At 49.7% G+C, this 24,074-nt stretch carries 22 protein-coding genes; 16 read left to right on the forward strand and 6 right to left on the reverse strand.

Annotation, left to right across the window (positions count from 1 at the left end; all coding sequences use genetic code 11):
* Nucleotides 1-8 precede the first annotated feature (8 nt).
* The 3 genes from epd to metK form a co-directional block, all read right to left on the reverse strand.
* Nucleotides 9-1,037 carry an erythrose-4-phosphate dehydrogenase gene (gene epd, locus LG288_RS10195; RefSeq protein ID WP_404400201.1) on the reverse strand — a complete coding sequence of 343 codons (1,029 nt, stop codon included), beginning with the start codon at nt 1,035-1,037 and terminating at the stop codon, nt 9-11.
* Between the two features lie 3 nt (nt 1,038-1,040).
* The gene (tkt, locus tag LG288_RS10200) at nt 1,041-3,038 is read right to left on the reverse strand and encodes a transketolase (protein ID WP_404400203.1); all 1,998 of its coding nucleotides are present in this window, start codon (nt 3,036-3,038) and stop codon (nt 1,041-1,043) included.
* A gap of 102 nt (nt 3,039-3,140) precedes the next feature.
* On the reverse strand, nt 3,141-4,286 hold the full coding sequence (metK, locus tag LG288_RS10205) for a methionine adenosyltransferase (RefSeq protein WP_404400205.1): 1,146 nt from the start codon (nt 4,284-4,286) through the stop codon (nt 3,141-3,143).
* Between the two features lie 135 nt (nt 4,287-4,421).
* Here metK and LG288_RS10210 point away from each other — a divergent pair, with 135 nt between their 5' ends.
* From LG288_RS10210 to LG288_RS10250, 9 genes are all read left to right on the forward strand, one after another.
* Nucleotides 4,422-5,162 carry a 16S rRNA (uracil(1498)-N(3))-methyltransferase gene (locus LG288_RS10210; protein ID WP_404400207.1) on the forward strand — a complete coding sequence of 247 codons (741 nt, stop codon included), beginning with the start codon at nt 4,422-4,424 and terminating at the stop codon, nt 5,160-5,162.
* A gap of 25 nt (nt 5,163-5,187) precedes the next feature.
* Complete coding sequence (gshB, locus tag LG288_RS10215; protein WP_404400209.1) at nt 5,188-6,147, forward strand: glutathione synthase; 960 nt, start codon at nt 5,188-5,190, stop codon at nt 6,145-6,147.
* A 17-nt stretch (nt 6,148-6,164) separates the two neighbouring features.
* Complete coding sequence (locus LG288_RS10220) at nt 6,165-6,722, forward strand: YqgE/AlgH family protein (protein WP_404400211.1); 558 nt, start codon at nt 6,165-6,167, stop codon at nt 6,720-6,722.
* Nucleotides 6,719-7,129, forward strand: coding sequence for a Holliday junction resolvase RuvX (ruvX, locus tag LG288_RS10225; RefSeq protein WP_404400213.1), 411 nt, complete (start codon nt 6,719-6,721; stop codon nt 7,127-7,129). The genes LG288_RS10220 and ruvX overlap by 4 nt, the downstream gene beginning before the upstream one ends.
* 112 nt (nt 7,130-7,241) lie before the next feature.
* Nucleotides 7,242-7,532, forward strand: a complete 291-nt coding sequence (locus LG288_RS10230; RefSeq protein WP_404400215.1) for a hypothetical protein — start codon at nt 7,242-7,244, stop codon at nt 7,530-7,532.
* 6 nt (nt 7,533-7,538) lie between these two features.
* On the forward strand, nt 7,539-8,516 hold the full coding sequence (locus LG288_RS10235; RefSeq protein ID WP_404400217.1) for a hypothetical protein: 978 nt from the start codon (nt 7,539-7,541) through the stop codon (nt 8,514-8,516).
* 106 nt (nt 8,517-8,622) lie between these two features.
* Nucleotides 8,623-11,280 (forward strand): RNA polymerase-associated protein RapA, encoded by a 2,658-nt coding sequence (rapA, locus tag LG288_RS10240; protein ID WP_404400219.1) that lies wholly within the window; start codon nt 8,623-8,625, stop codon nt 11,278-11,280.
* Complete coding sequence (locus tag LG288_RS10245; RefSeq protein WP_404400221.1) at nt 11,281-11,940, forward strand: pseudouridine synthase; 660 nt, start codon at nt 11,281-11,283, stop codon at nt 11,938-11,940.
* Nucleotides 11,941-11,978: 38 nt separating this feature from the next.
* The gene (locus tag LG288_RS10250) at nt 11,979-12,779 is read left to right on the forward strand and encodes a DUF3530 family protein (RefSeq protein ID WP_404400223.1); all 801 of its coding nucleotides are present in this window, start codon (nt 11,979-11,981) and stop codon (nt 12,777-12,779) included.
* Here LG288_RS10250 and djlA read toward each other — a convergent pair.
* Genes djlA through LG288_RS10265 form a run of 3 tightly spaced genes read right to left on the reverse strand, consistent with a single transcriptional unit; the run spans nt 12,776 to nt 15,283 of the window.
* Complete coding sequence (gene djlA, locus LG288_RS10255; RefSeq protein ID WP_404400225.1) at nt 12,776-13,606, reverse strand: co-chaperone DjlA; 831 nt, start codon at nt 13,604-13,606, stop codon at nt 12,776-12,778. The two genes, LG288_RS10250 and djlA, sit on opposite strands and share 4 nt — an antisense overlap.
* Entirely contained in the window at nt 13,593-14,285 is a 693-nt protein-coding gene (gene murU, locus LG288_RS10260) for an N-acetylmuramate alpha-1-phosphate uridylyltransferase MurU (RefSeq protein WP_404400227.1), read from the reverse strand. The genes djlA and murU overlap by 14 nt, the downstream gene beginning before the upstream one ends.
* Nucleotides 14,282-15,283 (reverse strand): aminoglycoside phosphotransferase family protein, encoded by a 1,002-nt coding sequence (locus LG288_RS10265; RefSeq protein ID WP_404400229.1) that lies wholly within the window; start codon nt 15,281-15,283, stop codon nt 14,282-14,284. Before LG288_RS10265 ends, murU begins: the two co-directional genes overlap by 4 nt.
* A gap of 149 nt (nt 15,284-15,432) precedes the next feature.
* Here LG288_RS10265 and LG288_RS10270 point away from each other — a divergent pair, with 149 nt between their 5' ends.
* From LG288_RS10270 to LG288_RS10300, 7 genes are read left to right on the forward strand one after another with little or no spacing between them, the layout of a single operon-like run.
* Nucleotides 15,433-17,700: an LPS-assembly protein LptD gene (locus LG288_RS10270; protein WP_404403101.1), complete on the forward strand. Its 2,268-nt coding sequence runs from the start codon at nt 15,433-15,435 to the stop codon at nt 17,698-17,700.
* 11 nt (nt 17,701-17,711) lie between these two features.
* Nucleotides 17,712-19,010, forward strand: a complete 1,299-nt coding sequence (gene surA / locus LG288_RS10275; protein ID WP_404400231.1) for a peptidylprolyl isomerase SurA — start codon at nt 17,712-17,714, stop codon at nt 19,008-19,010.
* Between the two features lies 1 nt (nt 19,011).
* A complete protein-coding gene (pdxA, locus tag LG288_RS10280; RefSeq protein WP_404400233.1) occupies nt 19,012-20,013 on the forward strand; it encodes a 4-hydroxythreonine-4-phosphate dehydrogenase PdxA in 1,002 nt (333 codons plus the stop codon).
* Nucleotides 20,006-20,821, forward strand: coding sequence for a 16S rRNA (adenine(1518)-N(6)/adenine(1519)-N(6))-dimethyltransferase RsmA (gene rsmA, locus LG288_RS10285; protein ID WP_404400235.1), 816 nt, complete (start codon nt 20,006-20,008; stop codon nt 20,819-20,821). Before pdxA ends, rsmA begins: the two co-directional genes overlap by 8 nt.
* Nucleotides 20,814-21,188: a Co2+/Mg2+ efflux protein ApaG gene (gene apaG / locus LG288_RS10290; RefSeq protein WP_404400237.1), complete on the forward strand. Its 375-nt coding sequence runs from the start codon at nt 20,814-20,816 to the stop codon at nt 21,186-21,188. Before rsmA ends, apaG begins: the two co-directional genes overlap by 8 nt.
* Nucleotides 21,189-21,190: 2 nt before the next feature.
* Nucleotides 21,191-22,000 (forward strand): symmetrical bis(5'-nucleosyl)-tetraphosphatase, encoded by an 810-nt coding sequence (locus LG288_RS10295; RefSeq protein ID WP_404400239.1) that lies wholly within the window; start codon nt 21,191-21,193, stop codon nt 21,998-22,000.
* A gap of 31 nt (nt 22,001-22,031) precedes the next feature.
* The gene (locus LG288_RS10300) at nt 22,032-24,032 is read left to right on the forward strand and encodes a methyl-accepting chemotaxis protein (protein ID WP_404400241.1); all 2,001 of its coding nucleotides are present in this window, start codon (nt 22,032-22,034) and stop codon (nt 24,030-24,032) included.
* The last annotated feature ends 42 nt before the right edge of the window (nt 24,033-24,074 follow it).

The raw sequence follows: 24,074 nt of genomic DNA on the forward strand, positions 1-24,074 counted from the left end.
CTCCCTTTTTAATTTTTATCGGCTATCAGTGTTTGTTTCATAACCTTTGCGGTGTCAAGTAAACGGTTAGCAAAGCCCCATTCGTTATCACACCAGCACAACATTTTTACCAGCCGCTTGTGACTAACCCGGGTTTGCGTACCATCAACAATGCACGAGTGCGGATCGTGGTTAAAATCAATCGACACTAACGGCTCCTCGGTATAGTCCAGGATCCCCTGCAAGCCAGCCGTTGCGGCTTGCTGAATTACGTTATTGATTTGCTGTAAATCAACGTCACTATTTAAAGTGACACTTAAGTCCATTGCCGTCACATTGGTAGTCGGCACCCGCACCGCTATTGCTTCAAAGCGGCCTTTTAAATTAGGCAAAATGCGTTCGATACCGCGGGCTAATTTGGTATCAACGGGAATAATCGAGCGGCCTGCGGCGCGGGTTCGCCGTAAGTCCGGATGATAAGCATCAATAACCTGTTGGTCATGCATGGCTGAGTGAATTGTGGTGACTGCACCAGAATCAATACCAAAAGCATCATCCAGTAGTTTGATTACCGGCACAATACAATTGGTCGTGCAGGAACCGTTCGAAACAACCCGATGATCACTGCTGAGCTGTTCGTGGTTGATACCATAAATTGCTGTAAAATCGACATCCGGATTACCAGGGTGCGAAAACAGTACGCGCTTTACGCCGCGTTGTAAGTAACGCTGACCATCTTCCTGACTGCCGTATACACCAGTACAGTCAATAACCAGGTCGACCTGATGCTGTTGCCAGTCTACGGCTTTTATATCGGTTTCGTGGCTTAATACGATAGCATCGCCAGCCACTTGTAAGCCGCCCTCTGCTTCCTGCACAGGCGTTTTAAAACGCCCGTGACTGGAATCGTATTTAAGCAGATGGACAATGCCTTTGGTATCCGCCGGCTCATTGATCAGAACAACCTTTAAGTGTTCGCGGTAGCCATTTTCGTATAGCGCCCGCAAACAGCTTCGGCCAATACGGCCGAAGCCATTAATTGCAACATTGATGGTCAAAGGTTACCCCAGTAAAGTTGTTGCTTTTTCAACGGCTGCTTCAACCGTTATGTCAAAATACTTAAATAGATCGTCTGCCGGAGCCGATTCACCAAAGCTGGTCATGCCCACGAAAGCGCCGTTAAGGCCGACGTACTTGTACCAGTAGTCCGTTATCCCTGCTTCGACTGCAATACGACGGGTTACGGTAGCCGGCAGGACCGATGCTTTGTACTCATCTGACTGCTGTTCAAAGACGTCAGTTGATGGCATCGAAACAACCCGTACCGCATGATTTTGCTCGCGCAAGCGTTCGGCAGCCTGCACCGCGATATCAACTTCTGAACCTGTGGCGATGAAAATTAAGTCGGGCTGAGCTTCACTGTCAGTGAGGATATAGCCACCTTTGGCAATGTCGCTCAATTGTTGCTTATCACGAGACTGCTGTGGCATGCCCTGGCGGCTTAACACCAAAGCGCTGGGGTTTGCTGTGCTTTTAAGCGCTTCAGCCCAGGCAACGGCAGTTTCAACAGCATCGCAGGGGCGCCAGCAATTCAGGTTAGGCGTCATGCGCAGGTTAGCGATTTGTTCAACCGGCTGGTGGGTAGGTCCATCTTCGCCCAGACCAATAGAGTCGTGAGTGTAAACAAAGATGCTCGGTTGCTTCATTAATGCTGACATCCGCACTGCGTTACGGGCATATTCCATAAACATCAGGAAGGTTGCTCCGTAGGCCTTAAAGCCACCATGTAAGGTGATACCGTTCATTATTGCCGACATCGCAAATTCCCGGACCCCATAATAAACGTAGTTGCCGCCGGCATCATCCGCGGTAATGCCCTTAGCACCATCCCATAACGTCAGGTTAGAGCCGGCCAAATCTGCTGATCCGCCCAGTAACTCTCCAAGCTGATCGCCGAACTGATTAAGCGTATTTAACGATGCTTTCCGGGTAGCCGGGTTATCGGGGTTTTCTTGCAGCTGTTGGACGTATTTGCTGACCGAATACTCAAACTGCTCAGGCAAGTCTCCCTTTAACCGACGCTTCAATTCTGCGGCCAGAGTGGGGAATTCATGCTGATAGGCAACCCAGCGCTTATTCCAGCTCGCCTCGATGGCATCGCCTCGATCTTTTGCTGACCACTGCTGGTAAACGTCTGAAGGAATCTCAAAGGGTCCATGCTGCCAGCCGAGCTTATCGCGGGCTGCGGCAATTTCTTCTTCTCCAAGGGGGGCACCATGGCTGCTTTGATTGCCTTGTTTATTTGGTGCGCCAAAACCTATCACGGTTTTACAAATAATGAGAGTGGGCTGTTGTTGATTGCTCTGAGCCTGCTTAATTGCCTCATCGACAGCGTTAGCGTCATGACCGTCAATATCACGTATAACCTGCCAGTTATAGGATTCAAAGCGTTTGGCGGTGTCGTCAGTAAACCAACCTTCAACTTTACCATCAATTGAAATGCCATTATCGTCGTAAAAGGCGATTAATTTACCCAGTCCCAGGGTTCCGGCAAGCGAACAAGCCTCGTGTGAGATGCCTTCCATCAGGCAACCATCGCCTAAAAATACGTAGGTATGATGGTCAATAATCTCATGTTCGGGGCGGTTAAACTGAGCTGCCAGGGTTTTTTCTGCCAATGCCATACCTACTGCATTGGCAACTCCCTGACCTAAGGGACCGGTCGTTGTCTCTATTCCCGGGGTGTAACCGTACTCAGGATGACCCGGCGTTTTCGAGTGCAGCTGACGAAACTCTTTAAGATCGTCAATGCTTAAATCGTAGCCGCTGAGGTGTAACAGCGAGTAAATCAGCATCGAACCATGGCCGTTGGATAAAACAAAACGGTCACGGTCGGCCCAGTCGGGATTGTTCGGGTTATGTTTCAGGTAATCGCGCCAAAGGACTTCGGCAATATCTGCCATGCCCATAGGTGCTCCGGGATGGCCAGATTTGGCTTTTTGTACTGCATCCATACTTAATGCGCGAATCGCATTGGCTAGATGACGACGGTCAGACATGAAAAACCCCCAAACGGTGAGAAGCAAACTACGTTGCGCGTATTCTCCACATTTCGGGGGTTACAAGCAAATTTTATGCGTGTTTTATGAGCATTATCGAGCTTATATATCCGCCCTGAGCAGCTCGGCTTTATCGGTTTTTTCCCAAGGGAACTCATCCCGCCCAAAGTGTCCGTAAGCCGCCGTACGACGATAGATAGGACGCTCCAGTTCAAGCATCTTAATGAGTCCATAAGGGCGTAAATCAAAATGCCGGCGCACTAATTTGATCAGCGCTTCTTCATCATGTACTGAAGTGCCGAAGGTGTCGATACTGATCGAGGTGGGCTCAGCCACTCCTATGGCGTAAGAAACCTGAATTTCACAGCGTTCCGCCAAACCCGCCGCAACCAGATTTTTGGCCACATAACGAGCAGCATAAGCAGCACTGCGGTCGACTTTTGAAGGGTCTTTGCCAGAGAATGCGCCGCCACCGTGGCGCGCCATGCCACCATAAGTATCGACAATGATCTTACGTCCGGTTAGCCCACAATCGCCCATCGGCCCACCAATTACGAACCGTCCGGTCGGATTAATATGAAACTTGGTTTCTTTGGTCAGCCATTGCTGCGGTAACACCGGTTTTAATATTTCTTCCCGGACCGCTTCCTGCAACTGCGCCTGGGTGATGTCTTCGCGGTGCTGGGTCGACAATACAACGGTATCGATAGCGACTGGTTTGCCGTTTTCATAAATAAAGGTCAACTGGCTTTTCGCGTCAGGACGTAACCAGTCCAGTGTGCCATTTTTACGAACTTCTGACTGCCGCTGTACCACCCGATGGGCGTAGGTAATAGGTGCAGGCATTAAAACGGAGGTCTCGCTTGAAGCGTAACCGAACATCAAACCTTGATCGCCAGCGCCCTGCAGCTCAGGATGTTCGCGGTCAACGCCCTGGTTAATATCACCGCTTTGTTTACCGATAGCATTTAATACGGCGCACGAATTAGCATCAAAGCCCATATCCGAATGAACGTAGCCGACATCTTTTATGGTATTTCGGGTCAGCTCTTCAATATCAACCCAGGCATTCGTGGAAATTTCTCCTCCCACCATGACCATGCCAGTTTTGACAAAGGTTTCGCAAGCCACACGGGCTTTAGGATCATCAGCTAAAATCGCATCGAGTACAGCATCCGAAATCTGATCGGCTATTTTATCGGGATGCCCCTCAGAAACCGATTCAGATGTGAACAGGTGACGTGACATATGTCTACCATTCCTTTATTTTGGTTGGACTACAGATACTTGAATTATAATGTAACCGATCAATTATAATTTTTCTACTTCTGGACGTCTAACAGTCCGGGAGCCAGTTAAGCATCGGCACAACAAGAAGGTTTAATGAGAGTACCGCGAATTTTTCATCCTGAGCCATTGCACGACGGGCTGACAGCATCGTTATCAGCAGATAGTGTTCAGCACCTGGTTAAAGTATTACGTATGAGCGAAGGCCAGCCTGTTACTCTCTTTACCGGCGATGGCTATGATTATCATGCTGTACTAACCGCCGTTAGCAAGCGATCCGCTGCTGCCAGAGTCCAGTCTGTTGTCCGTAATGCATCGGAATCCCCCACCTGGATCCACCTGGGCCAGGTTATTTCCCGCGGTGACCGGATGGACTTTGTATTACAAAAAAGCGTCGAGTTAGGTGTCAGCGAGCTCACACCGCTGTTTAGTGAGCGTTGTGGCGTGAAATTAAGCGGCGAGAGACTGGAAAAAAAACAGCAACAATGGCAAAAAATTGTCATTGGCGCATGTGAACAAAGTGGCCGCAGCTTAGTACCCACCGTTAACAAGCCGGTAGCGTTAGAACAATTTACAGAACAAGCTGATAGTGGTTTAAAGCTAACCCTGGACCCGCTGGCCGAGCTTCCGCTCAGCGAATTAACCCGGCAATCAGCGGATCTCAGCCAGGTGCGCCTGTTAATCGGCCCCGAAGGCGGCTTTAGCCAGACTGAGGTGGAGCACGCCCGGCAAAACCACTATCAACCAATGCGCTTAGGTCCGCGTATTTTAAGAACCGAAACCGCTGCACTAACAGCGCTTAGTCTATTACAATATCAGTTAGGCGACTTAGCCTGACTCAGCATCGATTAAAGGACTGTTTATGAAAAGCCTTGCCATGGTCATGGACCCAATTAGTGATGTAAAACCGGCAAAAGACACCAGCTTTCGCTTGTTGCTTGAAGCTCAGGCTCAGGGTTATCAATGTTTTTATATCGAGCTGCCCGATTTGCTAATCGATAACGGTAATCCACTTGCCATTAGCCGCACCATCAGTGTAGCCGACCAGCCGCAGGATTTTTACCAGCTAGGAGAGCCAAAGCGCATGGCTATGGGGGACTTTGATGTCATTATGATGCGCAAAGATCCGCCCTTCGACAGCCAATATCTGTATGCCACGCAAATACTGGAATTAGCGCAACGGGATGGCGCCTTGATTGTTAACAACCCGCAAAGCCTGCGGGACTGCAACGAAAAGCTCTACACCAGTTGGTTCCGCGAGTTTATTACCGATACCATCGTAACCGCCAGCTCTGAAGTGTTCAGAGAGTTTCAGCAAACCCATGGCGATATCATTATGAAACCGCTGGATGGCATGGGCGGCGCCTCAATTTTTAAAGTTGGCCGCGATGCCTCTAATCTCGGTGTAATCATTGAAACCTTAACCGCAAACGGCAGTCGCTATGCCATGGCACAGAAGTTTTTGCCGGAGATAAAAGATGGCGATAAACGTATTTTAATTATTGATGGCGAACCTATGCCTTATTCGTTAGCCCGTATTCCCGGGGCCGGCGAAACGCGCGGTAACCTTGCTGCAGGAGGCAGCGGCAGACCCCAGCCGCTGACTGAAAGTGACTGGAAAATTGCCCGCCGGATTGGCCCTGAACTAAAAAAACGGGGGCTGATGTTGGTCGGTCTTGATGTTATTGGCAGCGCGATAACTGAAATTAACGTTACCAGCCCAACATGTATGCGAGAAATCGAGGCGGCTTATGATATTAATATTGCCGCACAGTTGTTCGAGGCAATTGCAGAAAGGCGTCGATCAGGCGCTTCAGCCTAGTCATTCAGGAGTTATCGATGCAAAGCTTACAAAATCATTTTTTAATCGCCACGCCGACAATGAATGAACCGCTGTTTAAGCGCAGTGTGACCTATATCTGTGAGCACAGCGACGAGGGGGCTATGGGCCTCATCGTTAATCAACCGGCCAATCTTAACGTCACCACATTGCTCGATAAACTGGAAATTGTTTATCCGGCCAGCAGCGAAAGTTTAAAAGGCCCGGTATTTCAGGGCGGCCCGGTGGGCCAGGAACGGGGCTTCGTGATCCATCCTCCGCAGGAAAACTGGCGCAGCAGTTTACAACTCAGTGATGACATCATGGTGACCACCTCGCGGGATATTCTGGAGGCTCTGGGTTCATCCGCCGCCCCGCCCAAGTTTATTTTGACACTGGGTTATGCCGGCTGGGAAGCCGGTCAACTGGAACAGGAACTGGCCGAAGACGCCTGGCTGGCAATACCGGCGGCCGCTGATATTTTATTTAACACGCCAACTTCTGAACGCTGGCAAAAGGCCACCGAAATGCTCGGCTTTGATGTCTCGCAACTGGCTCCGGGGTTGGGCCACGCATGACCATCATTGGCTTTGATTTTGGTACTAAAAGCATCGGTGTGGCAGTCGGCCAGTCAATAACCGGCACCGCTTCACCGCTGGCGGCTCTGCCAGCACGCGAAGGAATTCCTGACTGGCAACAACTGCAGCAAATACTCACAGAATGGCAGCCGCAACAGCTGGTGGTCGGACTGCCCCTAAACATGGATGGTTCAGAGCAGCCGTTGACCCAGCGCGCGAAAAAGTTCGGCCAACGGCTACACGGCCGCTTTGGTTTGCCGGTTAGTTTTCAGGATGAACGGCTGACATCCACCTCTGCACGGGAACAATTGTTCAGTAACAAAGGTTATAAAGGCTTACAAAAGGGTAAGGTCGACAGTTATGCCGCATTGCTGATTGTTGAAGATTACCTGGCCGCTGAGTCTTAAATGACAGGAGCAGAAGCTTGCAATCGGATATTGGTTAATTTTTAATAATTCGTTATAGTAATCAAACAGTGATGGTGGGATTGGTTATTATTTTTTTAATCAGGAGCGAATCGTGCTTGGTAACGAAGAACCTTACAGCTTGACGGGCAATACGATATTGCTTAAAGACGAGAATAAAAAATTATTGTTAGTGACCAGCGACCGTTACCAGAATATCCTGGTTGCTCGTTCAGGTGTCCAGTTGACCGACTGGGAGCCGCAGCGTCGGCCCGGTGTTAAAAATGTTTCAGTGGTTGAGTTGTTCAAACGTGATAAAACCTACTTTTTTGTCCGTGCCGGTGGCGTCGAATATCAAGTTGATCTTAAATTCGAAGAAAGCCCGATTACGGAAATGAAATTCTGACAGCTGATGGACCTCCATCGCCACTTCCGGGCGTTAGCCACCGTCGTTGGCTTTTTTTTCGTACTACACCCGGGCTCAGCCCCAGCCCAGCAAATTAGCTTTGACAAGCAATCACAGGATGAAACGCTTCAGCTAAATTATCAGTGGCAAGACACTGGTGGCACGAAGCACAGCGTCCAGTTTGGTATTAACAAATCTAAATTTTTAGACTCTCTGGCCCGTTTTCGTAACTACGAGCGCAAACGGGCCAATCGCGAGTTAGCTCACCAGTTAAACCGATACATTAAGCAACAGCGCTGGCGAGGTGTTAACGTTCAGCTTTCGCCACGCCAGCGCAGTATTTCAATCACTCCCCGCTCGGCCACTAGCAACAAGCAAAGCGAAACCTTCCGTCAGCAAACCCAAAAACTTAAAGCTTATTACGTGCAGCAATGGCATGAATATTTACAGGCAAACCACTATCGCCGGCTGCAATTGCCATTTACCACAGGCGGTATAATCCCCGACGCAGTCAGTATTGCTGAGCTGCAACGCCCGCTGCTTAACGATTTAGTCAGCCAACTGGGTGAAATCCTCAAAAATAACAGTCGCCGCAACTACACTAATTTGGTCGGCCAGTTTATCCAGTCCATTCCGTACAATGCCCTGCAAGACGGAATCGATAACCGTGGTGACGGTTTCTTACCACCCAACCAGGTGCTTTTTTACAACCAGGGTGACTGCGACAGTAAAGCGTCACTAATGGCAGCTGTGCTGCGGACCATTATGCCTCAACAAAAAATGGCCATAATTTATTTACCCGGACATGCCTTGTTTGCCGTGCAAATGCCGCCCAAAGATAACGACGCCACCGTTACTGTCGACGGCACAACAATGGTCCTGATGGAAGTCGCCGGTCCATCTTTAATGGCTGCCGGTACCATTGCTGTCGACAGCCAGTTTTATATCGATAGTGGACAATTCACCGCAATTAACATTGATTAGGCGCTGACACCTGACCCTTACTAAGCAGTTTAACTGCTTTCGTGTTGTTTTTTTCCAGAAGGGCAATTACCATTTGCCGCAAAAGCTGCCAGAGAAAGGAAATAACGTGAGCGAATTTAATTTAGGTCAGCGGTGGCTTAGCGAAACCGAAACCAGTCTTGGGCTGGGAATCATCAGTCAAATTGACGGACGGCAAATTACGGTGTTCTTCCCGGGCAACGGCGAGACTCGTATTTACGCCAGCAGCGATGCCCCTTTAGCCCGGCTTAAACTGAGTGTAGGGCAGCAAGCGCGCCATGCTGATAACTGGCTGTTTACCATCAGCGATGTCAAAGAACAAAGTGGCTTACTCATCTACTTCGGCCAGCGTCACGATGACGGCTCTGAAGTGATGGTGCCCGAGTCGCAGCTGTCTCATCATGTTGATATTAATCCGGCATTAACCCGGCTGGTAGCAGGAAATGCCGACCGGCACGATTTATACTTATTACGAAATCAGGCCAGTGAGTTTTTCGCTAATTGGCAACAAAGTCCGGTAGCCGGTTTGTTAGGAGCCCGGGTGGGTTTGCTGCCGCATCAGGTTTATGTCGCCAGAAGCGTCGCTGACCGTTATCACCCCCGGGTTTTATTGGCAGATGAAGTTGGCTTAGGTAAGACCATCGAAGCGGGCATGATCATGCAGCGGCGCCTGTTAACCGGGCGTAACCAGCGCGTTTTACTCGTCGTTCCGGAAAGCTTACGCAATCAGTGGCTGGTCGAAATGAAACGGCGTTTTGCGTTGACCTTTAGTGTGTTCGATGAAGAGCGAGCTGTACAGGCGCTTACCGATGGCGGCAACCCCTTCTTGTCCGAGCAGCGTATTGTCGTCAGTAGTCGGTTTGTCGAACAGGGCGAGTGGCAGTCATTTTTACTTGAAGCTGAATTTGATTTACTGGTTGTCGATGAAGCGCACCACATTCAACCCCAGTCGCCTGGCTATCAGGCGATTGAGCAGCTATGCCATAACATTGCCGATATATTATTGCTTACAGCAACGCCGGAACAAGAAGGCAGTGAAGGCCACTTTCAACGGCTGCGTTTATTAGACTCCAACCGTTTTAATGACCTTCAGGCCTTTATCGAAGAACAGCAGCGTTACCGTCAACTCGCCACTGAAGCAGAAAAATTAAGTGGTGAGGGGCTGGATGAATTGCTGGATCAACATGGTACCGGCCGCGTGATGTTTCGCAACCGCCGAAAACACATTGGTGGCTTTCCGCAGCGGCACCTGCACGCCTACCCCCTGCCCGAGCATTTTCCCGAATCCGGTGAGCCGTGGTGGCTGGATGATCCCCGCGTACACTGGCTGATTGACTTTCTTAAAGAGCAAAAGCCGAATAAAACTTTGTTAATCTGCCAAAGCCCGGATCAGGTGCTGGATTTAGCCGAAGCACTACGAGTCCTGTCGGGAATGCAGGCTGCCGTATTCCACGAACAGATGTCATTAATCGAGCGTGACCGTGCGGCTGCTTTTTTTGCTTCTGTTGAAGAAGGCAGCCCGATTTTAATGTGCTCTGAAATCGGCAGCGAGGGCCGCAACTTTCAGTTTGTACAGCAGTTAGTGCTGTTCGATTTGCCTCAAAATCCGGATCTTCTTGAACAACGCATTGGCCGCCTTGATCGTATTGGTCAGCAGGGCGATATTCACATTCACGTACCCTATCTGGAGCATTCCGACGAAGCATTGCTCCTAGACTGGTACCACACCGGGATGAATGCGTTTGAACAGTGTAATCCTGTTGGGCGCGCTGTCTATGACAAATTTAAAGACGCCCTCGACGGCACGCTAAGCAGTGCCGACGAGGTTCCTGCCGAATTAATCCAGGCGACCCAGGCGTACCACCAACAGTTGCTCGACGAGGTTGAATCGGGTCGTGACCGCTTACAGGAGCTCAACGCTTGTCGCCCGCGCCAAGCTGAGCAAATCATTAGTCAAATAGAAGCAGACAGCGACAGTGATGCGCTGTACGACTTTATGACCGCTTTTTGGGACCGTTTTGGTGTCAACGCCGAGGTGCTCGATGAAAACCGCTTGTTTGTAAAACCAAGTGAGCATATGCGGGTCCCCGCAATACCCGGGCTGGATGACGAAGGTATGACGGTTACAGTGGACAGGACGACTGCTCAGGCTTTCGAGGATATTGAGTTTTTAAGCTGGGACCACCCCCATGTGCAGGCAGCAATTGAGCTGCTAACACTGGAAGATTTCGGCAGTGTCTGCGTCGCCCGTTTACAAAATAAGGCCTTACCGGCCGGCGCATGGTTTCTTGAACTGGACTATGTCGCGGATGTCGCTGCTGCGCCAGCTCTTGCTGCCCAGGAATTTTTCCCTCAGCAACGGCTGCGAATTTTACTCGACAGCCAGGGTCGTGAACTCAGTGCAAAAGTTCCGCGTGACGCATTAACTCAGCAGGCGAGCTTTTTGGATAAAAAAACTGCCCGCCAAATCGTCAAGCAATTACGTGATACGGCGCGCTCTTTTATAGAACAGCAACAGTCTGTGGCTGAGCAATGGGTTGCCGGGCAGGCCACCGCTGCACAAGAGCAAGCAGAGCAGCAGCTCAAAAAGCAAAAACAACGCCTGCTGAGGCTACAAGAACGTAACCCATCAGTGCGCGATGATGAAATAGACGCTGTCGAGCAACGTCAACAACTGTTGCAGGAGGCGTTACAACAGCCAACTTTATCCTTGTATGCGATCCGTATTTTGGTTAATCAGCCCTAGATGGCGCTTTTACATTATCACCCACCGCTGCAGCCTTACCTAAAGCTGCTGTTTCGCGATGAACACCTGTTGGTGGTTGAAAAGCCCAGTGGGTTATTAAGTGTTCCCGGCAAAGCCCGGGAACACTATGACTCGGTTTACAGTCGCATCACCCGCGTGTTGCCGGAAGCTAAACTGGTACATCGTCTGGATATGGCAACATCGGGGATTATTTTATTTGCCAATGGTCGGGCAGCCCAAAGTCATTTGAGCCGTCAGTTTCAGCAGCGCATACCGAAAAAAGTCTACCATGCGAGGGTTGCCGGTTGTCCTCCGGCTCAACAGGGCTGGATTGACCTGCCACTTTGCTGTGACTGGCCCAATCGGCCACGTCAGCAGGTTGATTATCAAAACGGTAAGCCGAGTCAAACCTATTACCGGGTGATCACTACCGACGCCAACTCCAGTTTACTCGAGCTCAGTCCTTATACCGGTCGCTCTCACCAACTACGGGTTCATTTGCAGGCGCTGGGTTGCCCGATTCTGGGCGATAAGTTTTATGCTCATGCAGCAGCTTTTGAGGCTGCCCCAAGACTGTTGTTACACGCACACCGATTAGAATTTCAGCACCCGGTTAGCGAACACTGGCTAACCTTTACCAGCCCCACCCCCTTTCAATAAACAACTCAAGATAATCAGCACTTGCCCGATAAGAAGGTATGACTAAGCGCCTTTTGTTGATTGTGATTGCCCTTTGCACTGTGTCCTATTATGCTCACAGCGCGCCGCCCGTGAACGATCTGCAGCGCTACCTGCCACCAGACCAGCTGGTCTGGCTAGAGACCGATAACGACGACCGTTACCTGGCGTTATACCAGCAGCCAATGGTTAGTTTTGCCCGTGGTTACATGGTTCATCTGCCCAACTGGAACTTACATCCGCTGCAATCGCCGCTAATTTCCCATTTGTACCAGCAGGCTCCGCTGTTTGGCTGGCATAGCTGGGCTTTGGTGCCCCCCTCCCGGGCAATCCGTCAGCACCAACTACAGCAACATCAATCTGGCTCGGTTTACTACCAGCCGGTCGATCAAAGCTTTTTTGACCAACCCATAGAAGCTCTGGCTCAACGGATAACCCAGCTAAATGAAGAAGTTGTTGACGAGCCCGGGTTTTCTGTCTGGGTGGTTGAAGGCATTACCGCGGCAATAGCTGTTAAGCTTCTGACGGAACGTCCGGAACTGATGCCGGACACTCTGATTGTCATCGATATGTATTTGCCTCAGCGCCAGCTTAACAATGAGGTTGCTGAGCAACTAAGTCAGCTGCAGCTGCCAGTCCTTGATATTTACACTGCAAACGCTAACGCCTGGGCAGCGAAAAGCCAACCCAAGCGACAACAGTACAGTCAGAAGCACCAGCATGTTAATTACCGTCAACAGGCTCTGCTTAGCAGCGCTGCAACGGCTCCACAGGAGCTTACGCGGGCAATCAAAGGCTGGCTTAAACATCAGGGGTTTTAACGCATACTGCGCTGACTTTTTATCGTATCGTAAGCGGCCTGGATATCCCTGGCTCGTTCCTGTGCCTCTTTCATGACTTCGTCCGGCAAGCCTTTTGATGCCAATTTATCAGGGTGGTGCCGAGCCATCAGTTTTCGATAAGCCTTTTTGATTTCTGCATCGGACTGCGTGGATGTAACACCCAGTACCTGATAAGCATCTTTAAGATCGTCTTCGCTACTGCGCTGTTGTTGCCGGCCCTGACTCTGCTGATGCCTTTGATGGAAGCGAAAAGCAGCTTTTTGCATTGTCAGCCACTGATCAATTTGGAAACGCGTAAAGCCCAGATTTTTACCGACCGTTACCAGCACTTCGTGCTCTGCCTTATCAAGTACACCGTCGTTTAACGCCAGCGCCATCAGCTGCTCCATAAACAACTGCAAAACATCACGGTTGCCATAAAAGGCCTCACGAAACGCCGTCACTTCTTTTTCCAGCGGGAAGCCCGGCTGTTTGCCCTCTCTAAATGCATCCTGTGCTTCACTTCGCGCCTCACCCGTTAAGCGCAGCCGGTCCATTAAAGCACTTGCCTGGGCAATATCCTGGTCGGTTACACGACCCTTGGCCTTTGCGAGATGCCCCATGACGGCAAACAGTGTGTACAAAAATGTAGCGTCAGCGACCGCTTTGTCGGCACCAAATAAAAACTGTCCGAAGCCTCCTTTACGGGTAAAGTCCTGGGCCATGCCCCGGTCAAACCAATGGCCGATAAAGGCCCCGATCACTGCACCCGGGATCCGCAAAAACAAATAGCCGGCAACGGCACCAATAACTTTACCCCAAATCATGAGAACCCCGTAATTGTTGATTTAATTGTTGCAACCGCTGCGGTGTTCCGACATCGGTCCAAAGATTGTCATCGACGATGCTGGCCGCTAGTGTTTTTCGCGCTATACCCTGCTCGAAAAAAGGCCGTAAGGCGAGCCTATCAACCGCTTGTCCGGTAAACATTTGCGGCCGGTAAAGACCCATACCGGCGTAAGTATAACTCAACCGGTCGCTCTGCTTCGTTGTCAGTCTACCATTAACGACCGCAAAGTCGCCGTCAGGATTGTGGTCGGGGTTAGGCACCATCATTAAATGTGCCAGATCATGATCAGCCAGAGTCCTGGGTAGCGCAGCAAAAGGCAGTCCACTAAACACATCAGCATTAATTAACCAAAAAGGGTCTGTCCCCAACAATGGCAACGCGTTAATAATACCACCGGCAGTTTCCAGGCCGCCCTCAGGCTCGGCTGAGTAGCGAATAGTAAGCCCCCATCGGCTACCATCCCCCAGTTTCGCTTCAATTTTATCACCACACCAGGCATGATTAATGATCACTTCTTTAACGTTTACTGCTGCTAACTTTTGTAAGTGATACTCAATTAATGGCTGCCCGTTAACAGTGAGCAGCGGCTTTGCCGTGCTATCGGTCAAAGGCCGCATTCTTTCTCCGCGTCCGGCGGCCAAAATCATGGCCTTCATTGCGTCTCCCAACGTTTGATTACTTTACTGGACAACCATTGATGATAGCGCTCCAGTTCTTTGTAGTGAGCACTTACCGACTGTAAATAGTCTAAGGTTCTGGGAACATCCTGCAAATAGGCAGGCTTATCGTCACGATGCGCAAGCCGCGCAAAAATACCGGCCGCTTTGGTGTGCCGTTGCAACCCCATCCAGTCAAACCAGCGCTGCCATTGTGCCTGCGTTACTGTCCGGGTCAGTACTTCCTGCTGTTGCAACTGAACACGTAAAAAATCACTCAGTTCAGTAACTATTTCTGCTGGCCACTGGATATAACAATCACGAAGCAACGACACCGCATCGTAGGTGATTGGGCCAAGCACTGCATCCTGAAAATCAATAACACCAATCTCATCGTTATCTAACAGCATCAGGTTACGCGAGTGGTAATCCCGATGCACTCCGACCTGCGGTTGTTGTAGCGCATTGTCTATCATTAATTGGCAAAATTCACTCCAGACCTCTTCATCCTCACTGTCCCACTGCCAATGAAGGTGGTGTTCTAATAGCCACTCCTTAAACAACGATAATTCACGCATTAGCATCTCGCGATCGAACGTTGGAAGCGGTCCAAGGCGGGTGTCAGTTACTGACATTATATTTGGCAGGATTTCCAGTGCTTTCGTGTAATAAGAGCGCGCATTTCGTGGGTGCAGCTTACTCAGCAACAGGATTTGTCCAAAATCAGATTGCAGCATAAATCCGTGCTCGCGTTGCACGGCAATAATCGCAGGCACTTTAACATCAGCTTGCTGATAAGCATCAGCTACGGCAATAAAAGGGGCCATATCCTCTTTGTCAGGTGGGCAATCTACCGCAATTAAGCTTTGCTTTCCGTCGGCAACACGAAAATAGCGGCGAAAGCTCGCATCACCGGACACCACTTCCAGCTGCGGCTGATGAACACCGGTTTGCGCTTCGCACCAGGCTTTTAATTCAATTTCTCTGTTTTTAACCACAATTATTCTCCCGCTTGGTGACAGCAAACAGACCTTGTATCAAATAGCGAAATTACCAAAATTGCTATATCATAGCATCCGCGCTAAACAATCTTTACAGCACACATTAAACTAAACGGATTTCGCCTTTGTCGGTAAGTTCAAAACTCATAACGCATACATTGCTGAGCCTCTGCCTTTTTGCGCCTCCGGCAGCCGCTTTGCAGAGTAATGCTAATACTACTTCTCGTGATTGCCGCTCACCCGGCCAGTCTTTTGAGTTTGAGGCGCCTGATTTTGACTCATCGTTAAAACCGGGGTCAATTGCAGTTTACTCTGATCGAGCAGAAATATTCACCGGGCAGAGCGCTAATTTCACCGGCGATGTATTAATACAACGGAATAACCAGTGGCTTATCACTGAGTCGGCCAGCATTGACCAGTCAACCCGCTCCATTCGGGCGACAGAAGGTGTACGCTTCACTGATGGCTTTATTCAGGTAAGTGGTCAGGCTTTTTTATTTGACGGTGAGCAGGAACAAGCTCAGCTAACTGATACCGAATATCAGATGGCAAACACTAACGCTCGTGGCAGGGCGGAACAGTTAAATCTGTCGGCACAAAGGGTCAGTCTGCTTAACTCCAGTTTTACTACTTGTCCCAGTAATGACCCTGCCTGGCAGCTCACCGCTGAACGTATTGAGATTACTGAGACAAGTGATTACGGTAAAGCCTGGGGGGCAAAGCTTGAACTGTTTGATGTGCCGGTCTTTTACTTACCCTATTTTACGTTTCCGGTAACCGATCAGCGTAAATCGGGCTTACTGTTTCCTACCATTGATTCCTCTTCGAATAACGGTCTGGAAATTGAAACGCCCTACTACCTGAACATCGCTGAAAACATGGACGCTACCATCGCACCGGTCTGGATGAGCGAACGGGGTCTTATGGTAAAAGGTGAATATCGGTACTTGTTCAGCCAAACGAGTGGACAAATTAATCTCGAATTTCTGCCCAGCGATAATGCCCGCGCTGATGGTGAAGATCGCTACCTTTGGCATGTCAGCCATAGCACTGATTTTGCACAAGACTGGAGTGCCTTCATTGATGCAACGCACATTAGCGATGACAATTATTTAACCGACTTTGGCAGCGATTTCGCCGGGCGTGCCGATACACACTTGTATCGAGTGGCACAAGTCGATTACAACAGCCAAAGCCTGCATTTCCGGATACGTTCGGAAGACTATAAATTGCTGGGCCAATACCGCAGCCCTTACCGCACGCTCCCGCAACTTAGCCTTACTTTTCACCAGCCCGAACCTACGGGGTTAAGTTGGAGCTGGTATAACGAGTTAACTTACTTTCAAAACCAGGAGCAGAGCAATCGCTACGCCACCCGGCTGCATACAGCTCCATCCGTGTCCTATACCATTGAACAACCCGCTTACGATGCAGAAGCTGAATTTAACTATCTGGTTACTCACTACCGCCAGCAAAGTGATTTGCCATTACTGCAGGAACGGGTAACCCGAAGTCTGCCCCGGGCGCGAGTCCGCGGCAGGCTGCATCTGGAACGCTATTTTGAAAGCTCCGGCAGCTCAATGCGGCAAACTCTGGAGCCACAGATTCAATATTTGTATGTTCCTTATGAAAATCAGCAAAACATCGGCATTTATGACACCTCGCTGATGCAGGATGATTATCATGGGCTATTTCGTGCGCAACGGTTTTCGGGCCTGGACCGCATCGCCGAGGCTAACCAGGTTACTTACGGAGCCAGCAGCAGTATCTTTAACCAAAAAGAACGTGAACTGCTGCGTGTCAATCTGGGCCAAATTTATTATTTTAGTGACAGCCGGACCCAGCTCCTCAGCGAGCAAACACAAGTAACCTCCAGCAACTCAGAGTGGGTAGCCGATTTAAACTGGTCAATTAATCCTAACTGGAGCCTGCGCAGCGCGATCCAGTATGACACGGAACTAAACCGCACCCGCAAGAGTCAGACGGCATTGGAATATCGGCTTAATGAACGTAAGCTGTTGCAGGTGAATCACCGTAAAGCGACCAATATTTTTAACAACGATATCGAACAGGTTGGTTCGCAGGCCGTTTGGGAACTGAGTAAACAGTGGCAGGTTGCGGCGAACGTTTATTATGACCTGGCAAACGACCGGGTCAATGATGCCATTGTCGGGGTGCAGTACAGTAGTTGTTGCTGGGCCGTCCGGGTATCGGCCTACCGTCGGATCCATCGTGACCTTGAAGCGGATATCGTGGCGGGAGCGGTTACTCCAAACCTTTCAACAGCAGAATTTGACAACGGTGTTAGCCTGCAGTTTATTATCAGTGGGCTGGGCACTGACAGCAGTAGTTTAATCGAGATGCTCGAGAAGAGCATATACGGCTATCGCCGGCCTTTTTATCTTAGTAACTAGTGGTAGGTATAATGAAACATTTTGCGACTCTTTTCTTTGCGGTAACGGTGCTTGGGTTGTCTACCTTAACCGCGACGTTCGCAAACGCACAACAAACTATTGACCGGGTAGCGGTTATCGTTGATGAGGGCGTCATCCTGCAAAGTCAGATTGATCAGATGATAGAACAAGTCAAAAACAGCGAAAATTTTGATCGTTCAAATGCTCCCACTGACGAAGTACTTGAAACTCAGGTAACAGACCGTCTGGTGCTGCAGGAACTGCAGTTGCAAATGGCGGCACGTATGGGCGTTGAGGTCGGTGAATCACAGCTTGAACAAGCCATAGAGCGGATCGCCAGCGAGCGCAACATGACCGCTCCGCAATTGCGTCAGCAAATAACCCAATCTGGTCAGGAATGGGCCACCTTTCGCGAGCAAATCAAAAACGAACTGATTACCTCTCAGGTTGAGCGGGCAGCTGTCCAGCGGCGGGTTAGTATTACTCCGCAGGAAGTGAACAACCTGGTCGAACTGATTGAAAATAATGAACAGGTACAGACAGAATACCGGCTAAGCCAAATATTAATTGCCAGCCCGTCTGATGCTACGCAACAGGAACAGGAACTTGCCAAGCAACGTGCCGAAACAGTGCTGGAACTGCTGGACGAAGGACAAGACTTCGCCGATTTGGCGATACGCTCATCCTCGGGCAATAATGCACTGGATGGCGGCGACTTAGGCTGGATGACCGAAAATACAATGCCAACGCTGTTTGCCGATGTGGTTAAAGGCAAAGCGGTCGGTGAGGTTGTCGGCCCGATCCGCAGTGGTGTTGGTTTCCATATTTTAAAAGTAGCCGATAAACGCGGCGAGCAACGGGTCGAGGTTCAGGAAGTTAAAGCCCGCCACATCCTGATTAAACCGTCGGTAATATTATCGGACAGCCGCGCCGAAAAAATGTTGACCGAATTTCGCCAACAGGTTCAGAACGATGAAAAAAGCTTTGATGAACTTGCCCGTGAGCACTCAGCGGATCCGGGTTCGGCCTCCCGCGGTGGTGATTTAGGCTGGGCAAGACCTGATAAATACGCGCCGGAATTTAAGCAAAAAGTACAAACGATTGAAAAAAACCGCATCAGCGAACCGTTTAAATCCCAGTTTGGCTGGCATATTGTTGAAGTAACCGATCGCCGGACCCTTGATGCCACTCAGGAAAGCAAACAAGAGCGCGCTTACCAGATGCTATTTTCACGTAAATTCAGAGAAGAGCTGGATAACTGGCAGCAGGAAATACGCGACCGGGCTTATGTTCGTAAAGTCGTAAATTAATATGGCGGCTAATCAATTACCGTTGTTGGTATTCACTCCCGGCGAACCGGCCGGCATTGGTCCTGACCTTGCTGTGATGATGATGCAGCAGCAATGGCCGGCTGCCATCGTTGTCTGCGCTGATGCTGATTTACTGCAACAGCGCGCTGCACAGCTTGGTCTGGATGTGACTATCGAGCGCTACAACGGACAGCGCCCAACAACTCCACTGCCAAAAGGCGTTTTACTGGTCGAGCATATCCCTCTGGCACAGCCAGCGGTTGCTGGTCAGCTTGCAGTAGAAAACGGCCACTATGTTGTTGATACGTTAACCCGCGCCTCAAACGGCAACCTCAGTGGCGAGTTCGATGCTGTAATAACCGGTCCCGTCCATAAAGGAATTATTAACGAAGCCGGTATTGCGTTTTCCGGCCACACTGAATTTTTTGCCAGCCAGGCAAACCGTACTGACGTGGTTATGATGCTGGCTACTGAAGGTCTGCGGGTGGCATTAGTAACCACACACATACCATTAGCTTACGTAAACCGCGCAATTACTCCGGAGCGCCTGACAAAAATTCTTACCATACTGCACACCGATTTGGTCGAAAAGTTTGGTTATGCGGACCCAAAAATATTAGTTTGCGGTTTAAACCCTCACGCCGGCGAGAATGGCCATCTGGGAAGTGAAGAAATTGATGTTATTGAACCGGTTCTGGCTGAGCTTAAGCAACAAGGTTTGAATTTAGAAGGTCCCCTACCGGCTGACACCGTTTTCCAGCCCAAATATCTAGATACTGCAACGGCTGTGCTGGCGATGTACCATGACCAGGGCTTGCCGGTATTAAAATACAAAGGATTTGGTAAAGCGGTTAATATTACCCTTGGTCTACCCTTTATCCGTACCTCGGTTGACCATGGCACAGCCCTTGATATGGCAGGCTCTGGCAAGATTAACTCGGGCAGTTGCCGGTTGGCGATAGAGACGGCAATCGATATGGTAAGAGCATCACATAATGAGTAAAACCCACCTAGGCCACCGTGCCAGAAAACGTTTTGGTCAAAACTTTTTGCATGATCAGCAAATCATCGACAGCATTGTTGGCTTAATAGACCCGCAGCCCGGGCAGAATTTGTTAGAGATTGGTCCGGGTCTGGCTGCTTTAACCGAGCCCGTTGCCGACCAGGCTGGTTTTCTCAGAGTTATTGAAATTGACCGGGATCTTGCCGACCGGCTTGAATCCCACCCTTTTTTAAACCAAAAGCTCGAGGTAATCCGGGGCGATGCCATGCAAGTCGACTTGCAGCAGTTTGCCAGCCCGGAACAGCCTTTACGAGTGTTTGGTAACTTGCCTTATAACATTTCAACGCCGTTGATTTTCCATTTGTTAAAGTTCAGCCCCTCAATCGACAACATGCACTTTATGTTGCAAAAAGAGGTTGTCGACAGACTGGCCGCAGAACCAGGCTCGAAAGCATACGGCCGTATTAGCGTAGTAGTCCAGCAAGCCTGTAGGGTTAGCTCTGTCTTAGACGTGCCGGCGGCGGCATTTAACCCACCACCAAAAGTTGAATCCGCTGTAGTGCGTCTTGAACCTTATCAGACTAGCCCGACACCGGTAAAAGATAAGCAACAGTTACATCAGTTATGTCTGCAGGCTTTTAATCAGCGCCGCAAGACAATTCGTAATAACCTGAAAGGTTTAATTAACGAAGAACAATTGCTGCAACTGAGCATTGACCCGGGCGCTCGACCTGAAACCTTGTCTGTGGCAGATTACTGCAGAATGGCGGATTGGCTAACTGAACAGGACTCAAGTAACGATGAGTAAACACGCAATCAAAATTGATGTTAAAACTCAGTATCTGCAGTCGCAGTCATACCCGGACAAGCAGCATTATGTGTTTTCGTACACCATAACCGTGCATAACCAGAGTCAGCATAACATTCAGTTACTCAGCCGCGAATGGCATATCGTCGATGCTGACAATAAAGTAACACGCGTTGCCGGCGAAGGTGTTGTCGGGCAAAAGCCTATTATTAACGCCAATCAGTCGTTCAGCTATACCAGCGGTACTGTATTGGCGACTCCCATCGGAACTATGCAGGGTCACTACCTGATGACTGACCATAATGGTGAACATTTTAACTGTGATATTCCGTCTTTTCGTCTTGCTATCCCCAACATCATCCACTGATCATGAGCCTTTATATTGTTGGTGATGTGCACGGCTGTTACAAAGAACTCATGCAGCTGCTCGACACGGTGGGCTTTAGCTACCAACATGATACCCTTTGGTGTGTTGGCGATATCATCGCCCGCGGGCCCGATTCTTTAGCTGCACTGCAGTTTTTTGTCGACGCACCTGAGCATGCGGTACGAACCGTGCTGGGAAATCACGATTTAAACCTACTGGGCATTTTAGCCGGGCAGCGTAAGGCCAATCCAAAAGATCGCCTCGATGCACTGTTAAATAGCCGACGCCGGCTTGACTGGCTGGACTGGATACGTCAGCAGCCTCTTTTTCATTTTATCCCACAATATCAGCTTGCCGTTACCCATGCTGGTTTTTATCCATGGTGGTCATTAACACAGGCAAAGCAAGCATCCAGCGAAGTAGAGCAACAATTGAAAGCGGATGACATTATGGTATTTCTCAAGCAGATGTTCGGCAATCAGCCGACCCAGTGGGATTCAAGTTTATCCGGTTACAGCCGATACCGATTTATTGTTAATGCGTTTACGAGAATGCGCTTCTGTCACTCTGACGGGCGTCTTGATTTTAGCGAAAAAGGGAACCCGGAGCAGTGTAACAACAAAGAGCTAACGCCCTGGTACCAGTTTTACCAACAATCGTTTACAACGGTATTCGGCCACTGGGCTGCCTTAATGGGTGAAACCGACAGACCTCAAACAATTGGCCTTGATACTGGCTGTGTTTGGGGCAATTATATGACATTATGGGACGTCGAACGCGATATTTACCATCAACAGTCTGCCATAGCCTGACAAACGAGAACGCTTTAGTGAGGGATTTTTCATGAAGTTAACAGTAGCAATGCGAGTCATTGGCGGCTTTGCAGTCATCACAACGCTGTTATTAGTCATTAGTTTAAGCTCCATTTTTAATGTGAACAGTATTGGCTCGTCTGTCGATCGCCTTAATGACAAAGCCGTGCCGGCCCTTGAAGGCGTTTCAGCGATTCAGGTTGATGTGCTGCAACTGCGCGCTTTGCAGACGGAAACGTTTTACGACACATCGCTTGAGCAGGTCGAGGCTCATCGTAATAGTTTTCAGCAAACCAGCAACGCTTTTCAGGATGCACTAAGCGGCGTTAGTGAATTGATTCGGGGCGAAGGCTACGATGATACAATACAAAAGCTAGAGCAAAGCTCGGCTGCCTATATTGCATTGGTTGACCAGCTTATTACGCAGCAGCGCTCTTATATTGAGTTGGGTAATACCGCGGCGCTACAGCTTGATGATATTGCCTTTACACTGGATGACTCAGCAATTTTGTTACTCGATGCGTCAGACATGACAGCTGACGAAGAAGTATCAGCTCTCGCCGGCACCATTGAAAAGTCCGTTGGCTCGTTAATCACATTAATGTATGACTTAAACAAAGCCAGTGATATCGACAACGCAAAAGTTATCCGTAGCGAAATCGACATTAATATTGATGCTCTGGAGCCACGTTTGGAACAGTTAGAGCAAATTGTAACCGCTGACGTAGAGTCTTTAGTCAGCGACGCTCTGATGATGATCCGTGAGGCAGTGAGCCAACTTCAGGGGCCAGGCTCATACTCTGACAACATTGTTGAGCAAGAGCAGACCCGCCTTGATGCTTCTGATACGTTACAACAGTCAGCGCAGCAACTTGATGATTTACTGTCTCTAACCAGCGAATTACAACAAGGTGTTAAAGGCATCGCCAATGAGACCCGCTCCTCCGTTGCGGGAGCGATAACCAGCTCCAGTTTGATCAATATCATTGTCACTTTGATATCCATAGCCCTGGCGGTATTTATCTCATGGTATACGGTACGCAGCATCAGTGTGCCGCTGCGCAAAGTTAACCATATGCTAAACATTATGGCTGATGGTAATCTGACCGAACGGGTAGATTATTCCGCCGAGGATGAGTTTGGAACCTTAGCCGGCAATACCAACAAGCTAACCGATAATTTGCGTAACCTGGTCGAAAGTATTGCCAGCCGCTCAACTCAGCTAGCTACCGCCGCTGAAGAGAGCTCCAGTGTGTCTGAAGAAACAACTCGCTCTATTGATGAACAGCGCAGTCAAATTGAACAGGTTGCCACAGCAACGCAGGAAATGAGCAGTACCGCCAGCGAAATGGCCGATGGTGCTGACCAGGCATTGCGAGAAATCCAGCATTCCGATGATGAGGCTACGCGGGTACGTAAAATTTCTGAGCAAAACCGCAATACCATCGACAGTCTGGCGCGTGAAATCCAGGGCGCATCCGAAGTCATTAACCAGTTGTCAGAAAACAGTAAGAATATCGGCGGCATCCTGGATGTTATCCGCGGCATCGCTGATCAGACCAACTTGCTAGCTCTTAATGCGGCCATTGAAGCGGCTCGAGCAGGAGAACAGGGTCGTGGCTTTGCCGTGGTGGCCGACGAAGTCCGCACCCTGGCCAGCCGAACGCAGGAGTCAACGGAAGAAATTCAGCACATGATCGAAAGCCTGCAAACCGATTCGGAACGAGCAGTTCAGGTAATGAACCGCGGTAGCCAGCAAGCCGAGAAAAGTGTTCAACAGACTGATGAAGCGGCTGAAGCCCTGCAGTCAATCACAGACGCTGTCCATCAGGCGGCTGATAGCAGTAACCATATCGCGACTGCTGCGCAGGAACAAAGCCGGACAACCCATGATATCAGTGAACGTCTGGAAGCTATTGTTTCTATTGCCGAGCAAACCGCGTCAGGTTCTAAGCAAACGGCGCAGGCTTCTAACGAGGTCGCTAAACTGGCAGACGAGCTACAGGAATCGATTCGCAGCTTCAAGGTTTAGAGGCTTAATAATCAGTCAACGATACGACCCAGCCGGCACTGT

This window comes from Idiomarina seosinensis (assembly GCF_044797955.1).
GTDB classification, from domain to species: domain Bacteria; phylum Pseudomonadota; class Gammaproteobacteria; order Enterobacterales; family Alteromonadaceae; genus Idiomarina; species Idiomarina seosinensis_A.